Genomic DNA, 5766 nt, shown 5'->3' with positions numbered 1-5766 from the left:
ATGGTCAATTTGTAGTGGATCCACTCAGTTGCATATCAGTTAGAGGCTAAACTTTGATTTAGTTTATTAACTAAATTGTGCATACTTAAACAATCAAAAATGTACATTCTATCGTTGACATTTACATGCAACTTATAGTGGGTGAGATTCCCACCGAGAAAGAACTAACCATTCACTCGTAGTGAGTCTTGGAGGATCAGGGGTAACTTTTATCTTTAAGCGTAGACAGTTAGCTAATGGGCTGTAAGCCAATATGGTTGAAGGGATTGAGCTCCGAAATACCAAAACGAGAGGGCTGATGTCTTTGCCTGATCAGAAAGCAACATTCTTATTTTCGTTAGGGTGAGAAGTTAAGAACCTCTCCGGAGTCGTTGACCACGGCACGTTAGACATTATTGTTAAGTTGTAGCAACTCGGGAGGTCCTATCGGGTCTTCTTATTGTAAGGAGGGAGTATGGTGTACAAGCGATACAAAGTGAGGAAACCAAAAGCCGTGATAGGAAGTCGGAGGGCTACATAGTACCGAAGAAACCGGGTAATTCTGGTGGAGGGAAGGTACGCCCCCTGTGAACTTGGTGTCAGGCACCACAAAAAGACAAAAAGGATATTTTTCCACGTACAGAGGACAGGTATGGGTTTAGTTTAGTATAAAGAGGGGGACGATATTTATAGTTCGTGCCTCCGTTTTTTACGAGTGTCCGCAAAGGAATTCACAAAAAACACTCTAACCCTCAGATTAATGATCAGACCCTGTCGAAAGACAATTGTTCCCGATGTCGAGACAATTGTTGGGGTAGGGAGGTGTCCCCTAACACCTGGACAATTGCCCATTTAGAGGATATACCGAAGGCGTAAAAAGAATGAGGGTTAATTGGCTAATAATTGAATTTGGAAGTTTAAGAATTCCGAAATTATTTCATCCAATAAAGAAGAACGAAATTTCCGGAAGTGGTCTGCTTAAATTTATTTAATGAATTGATTACAACCAATGCAGTTAACTACATAAAGTAAGGGGTCTTAGTTAGGGTAGAATAACTAATTAGTTATATGCTATAATCTAATTTAATTTACGCTTTGAATTTATGGATGTGTTTTTTACCTCTACTAATCTTTGAAGTACTTAATTTGGCTTCTTTAGTTTCATTCCGTTGACGACTAAGGTGGTTCCAGTAAGTTAGCCAAGCTTGTTTCTCATCGACAACTCCATTTAGATATGCTAAAGTGCTGATTTCGTTTGCATTTAAAGAGTATCCTAAAGTAATATAATTTTGAAAGTGCTTAAGTTTGTCATGTGTTAACCGATTCTTTGTTTGAAATACTGCTTTATATAGTAACCTTCTATAGGCATAAAGTTGTGGGTCTCGACAAATTTTATTAACTAAAGTTTGTCTACTGTATTTTATGCTTAATTCCTTATATTCATCAGGAACATCTTTATCAATCATATACTTTTCTATTTCTTTATGTGAACATCCAACCTCATCTGCTATTCTTTCAACATCATAATTTGTTGCTTTTAAAGCATTCATAATATAATCATAACGAATTCTGAAATACACATTCTCACTAAAACAGGTTCTTAGTAAAGAAAAGCACCAATCAAGTTCACTTATATCAAATGAAAATATGAAACACGGTACTTTCTTATTAGGATTAAGCACTTTTAAGGCATTATAAGTATCAATTCCTTTATGTAATAGGAACTGATTAGAAGAATTTTGATATACACCCATTAGTGGTCCATTTGTATATTTATTTATTGTATAGATATCAACAGCCTTGTCTTTCGGTGGAAGATATTCATGAATTACTTTTATTTCTTTTACAGAAATCCATTTAATCATATACACCTATCTTCAACCCCTTCTTCATATTTCTAGAGAATATGAGAAGGGTAGATTGTCCTATGAGTATACTTAAGTTGTTTTTATAATCTAAAATTGAAATATGAGTGTCAGACACTGTCGAAAGACAAAATGGTTGACTTTCCGTGTGTGAAGGACAATCAAGGCTAGGGCAACGGAATCAGACCCCTTCTGCGGAAAAAAGGTACCTGGTACTATGTAATAAGAGGGTAGGATTATCAACTAGTATGATAAGGTGGGTTATGGTAACATGGAATTAGTGAATCGTGTAGGGGGGGGGATTATCATCTTCAGATTGTTGCTGTACTATCTTTTTTTGTTAGTTACTGTAAGCGGTTGCAGTTCTGTCGGTGATGAATATCAAGTAATCTATTCAGACAAGTCTCAAACGGAATCTACCGTTAGTGAAGAAGAAGCTGATTATACCATTGCGGTTATTCCGAAGCTTGAGAATATCCCTTATTTTAATGCAGTCGAGGATGGTGCATTTGAGGCTGCTCGGGAGCTTGGAGTAAAGGTAATCTACCAGGGTCCACAAGTAGCCAATGCCAATCAACAGATAAAGATTATTACCGATCTCATCAACAACAATGAAGAAAACGTGGATGTTATTGCTATTTCAGCAAATGACCCTAAAACATTGGTTCCTATTTTGGAAAAAGCACAAAAGAAAGGAATACATGTCATTACTTGGGATGCAGATACACTTCCTGAAGGCAGAGAATTTTTTATTAATATGGTTGATCCTGAAACACTAGGTCGCCATTTAATGGATACCCTGGCATGGAATGTAGAGGAACAAGGAGAATTCGCCATTATGACAGGGGCGGAATCTGCATCTAATCTAAATGAATGGCTGAAATGGATTAAAATTCAACAACAGGAATATTACCCAGATATGAAATTAGTCGAAATTACTGCAAATGACGATAATCCTAATAAAGCATATCTTAGCGCGACACGACTCATTGAAGATTATCCGAATTTAAAAGGCATCATCGGCAACTCATCGGTTGGTCCGCCTTCAGCTGCTCAGGCTGTCAAAGAAGCTGGGAAATCCGGAGATATAGTGGTAGTTGGCTTATCCCCACCTAATCCTATGAATGAATATTTAAAAAATGGTGCTGCACAAGTGATTACACTTTGGAGTCCTAAAAAGTTAGGATATTTAACGGTCTTACTTAGCAAAAATTTAATTGAAGGAACATATCCATATGATGGCCAAGCCATTCCGGGTGTTGGTAAAATTCGTATGATGGGGGATGTTGTTATTATGGGTGAGCCGATTGACTTTAATAAGGAAAATGTGGATCAGTATGATTTTTAAAAAAGGCAAGCTAAGAAATGCAAAATTAAGAACTAAATTAATGATTACTTATATCATTTTAACAGTTATTCCAGTTGCCTTTTTAGGGTATATTTCCTATGCGCAATATACAAAATCGATTGAAAAACAAGTGGGGGAATACATTCCTAAGTTATTAGATCAAGCCACGCAAAATATCGATAATCAATTAAATGACGTAAAACAACTTCCTGATTTTCTATATAATTCACCACAAATTATTGAGATTTTAAGAAAGGATTCTTTTCAAAGCAAGTCAAACCTACTAAAGGATAAATTTCTCATCGAAAGTTTCCTTTCAAGGTCCTATATCAATGGTGGTAACTCCAGTGTTCTAGGAATATTCATTCACTCCAAAAATAGGCTATATAGTAGTACAAAAGTAAGCTATAGTGGCCTAGGTTTAGATTCATCTTCCTTGCCATATGGGCAGAACCTTGATTTGAAAGGTCAGACCAAAATTTTACTTCCCTATCAAACTGACCTGAAATTTAAAGGGAATCCCCCATTTATCTTATTCATGAGACAGCTTAGAGACTATGAGAATCGAGAAAATTTGGGCACTGTATTAATTGCGATTGATTTGTCTGTTTTTGAACATACGCTAAGGAACTTAGAGCAAGAAAAGGATGCAAAAATATGGATTACTGACCAAAGGGGGAGAATTGTTTACCACACAAACCCAGCCTTCATAGGTAGTCTGGATGAAAAAGTAAAAGACTATCCACAAATAAATGGTAGTTTTCGGACAACTAATTTAGATGATAATTATTTGATTAGTACGGAAACATTTCAAAGCACCAGCTTCAGAATATTTCATAGTATAGCCTTAAATGACTTGACGAAAGAAACGAATGCTGTCAGAAATGGAACGTTGATAGCTTTTATCATTGTAGTGGTGATTAGTATTGGTATTTCCATTTTCTTGGCATGGAATGTATCACACCCGCTTAAGAAATTAACCAACTTGATGAACAAAGTCGAAAAGGGAGACTTTGATGTGGATCTACCCGTCAACTCGATGGATGAGGTTGGTACCTTGTCAAAGAGTTTTAATTCGATGATTCAGGAAATTGATCAATTGATTAAGAAGAATTACCAAATCGAGTTGCGGCAAAAGGATGCTGAATTATATGCCCTACAATCACAAATTAATCCGCATTTTATGTACAACACACTTGAAACGATAGGCTATGCCATAGAAGATGAAGAGAAAGATACAGTAATTAAAATGGTAACCATTCTAGGAAGGATGCTAAGGTACTCGTTAAATAATAAAGATAGATTAGTACCTATTGCTTCCGAGGTAAAGCATGCGAAAGACTATTTAACTGTGCAGAAATTTCGGTTTGAAGATCGTATCAATTTTTCCATCGATGAAGCGATTGATAGTGATGCTTTTTACTCTCCAAAGTTTATTATCCAACCAGTCATTGAAAATTCAATAAAATATGGGTTAGAAGAACAGGTGTATTGTACGATTACTATTAATATCTACAAAGCTGATGACGATCAGCTTTTCATAAAGATAAAAGATAATGGTCCTGGAATTGAAGCAAGTGTTTTAAAAACATTAAAAGAATCGTTAAACAATGATGCAATGGCAGGAAGGGACTCCGGATTTGGGTTAATTAATGTGCATGCGCGGATTGCGATGATTTTTGGTGAGTTGTATGGAATAACAATTGGAAGTGAAGTAGATAAGGGGACAGAAGTAATCATTAAATTACCGGTGGTCAGAGGACATGAAGTTTCAAAGATATCTGGGGGTGAAGAGAGTGCTTAGGAAGATAAGCGTAGTGGTCGTTGATGATGAGCCGAGATTAAAACGCGGCATTGAGAAACTAATTTGCTCGATGGGCGAGGAATGGGAAGTTGTTGGGACATTTTCTAGTGCGACTGCATGTCTTGACGCCTATCAAAATAATGAACTTTCTTTTGATCTATTAATTACAGATGTGAAGATGCCTGGGATGGATGGGCTCACGTTAATAAGTACACTGAATGAGACAACGAACTTTCATGCAATTGTGATTAGTGGTTACGATGATTTTACATTTTTACAAACAGCGATTCGTGAAGGTGCTGATGATTATTTGATTAATGTTTGCGGCCAACTCTATTGTCCCGTTCGGGGGAAGCTTTGGTCAACGACCTTGTCATATCCGTTTAATAAAAAGAGCCGACAGTTCAACGGCCATGGTATAATGGACATTGAACTGTCGGCTCTTATCAGTTACAACTAAAAAGGAAAAGTCAACTGTCTCTTTAGCTTGGCCGCTAGAACAGTTGACTCCCAATAACTTATGACTATTATACTTGAATATCCTCATTCTATCAAGCGTTACATTAAATTTATCAATCATATCGATATTGAATGTAACTGCCCCTTCTGTGGCAGACCTCTATGGAACCACGGTAAGTATAATCGCACGGTCCATCACAAGACTAAGTCCTATGTCATTCCCATTATTAGGAAACGTTGTCCTGATTGTGATAAAACCTTTTCTCTTCTCCCATCCTTTGTTAGACCTTGGGCCCGGTTTTCCAATCATA

General features: G+C 36.7%; 5 protein-coding genes. 4 read left to right on the top strand and 1 reads right to left on the bottom strand.

Annotated features, from left to right (window positions below; translation table 11 throughout):
• Positions 1–1067: 1067 nt before the first annotated feature.
• Positions 1068–1850 carry a hypothetical protein gene (locus tag NC799_RS18030; protein WP_272447818.1) on the bottom strand — a complete coding sequence of 261 codons (783 nt, stop codon included), beginning with the start codon at positions 1848–1850 and terminating at the stop codon, positions 1068–1070.
• Between the two features lie 265 nt (positions 1851–2115).
• Here NC799_RS18030 and NC799_RS18025 point away from each other — a divergent pair, with 265 nt between their 5' ends.
• The 4 genes from NC799_RS18025 to NC799_RS18465 all read left to right on the top strand — a co-directional run.
• A complete protein-coding gene (locus NC799_RS18025) occupies positions 2116–3192 on the top strand; it encodes an autoinducer 2 ABC transporter substrate-binding protein (RefSeq protein WP_272447817.1) in 1077 nt (358 codons plus the stop codon).
• Positions 3182–4996 (top strand): cache domain-containing sensor histidine kinase, encoded by a 1815-nt coding sequence (locus NC799_RS18020; protein WP_272447816.1) that lies wholly within the window; start codon positions 3182–3184, stop codon positions 4994–4996. Before NC799_RS18025 ends, NC799_RS18020 begins: the two co-directional genes overlap by 11 nt.
• Positions 4989–5456: a response regulator gene (locus tag NC799_RS18015; protein WP_272447815.1), complete on the top strand. Its 468-nt coding sequence runs from the start codon at positions 4989–4991 to the stop codon at positions 5454–5456. Before NC799_RS18020 ends, NC799_RS18015 begins: the two co-directional genes overlap by 8 nt.
• 60 nt (positions 5457–5516) lie before the next feature.
• Positions 5517–5766: DUF6431 domain-containing protein (locus tag NC799_RS18465; protein ID WP_417006708.1), on the top strand; the 250-nt coding region annotated here is incomplete at its 3' end.

Origin of the sequence: Aquibacillus salsiterrae, assembly GCF_028416595.1 — a bacterium.
GTDB lineage: Bacteria > Bacillota > Bacilli > Bacillales > Amphibacillaceae > Aquibacillus_A > Aquibacillus_A salsiterrae.
This window is presented reverse-complemented; position numbering and strand designations above follow the sequence as displayed.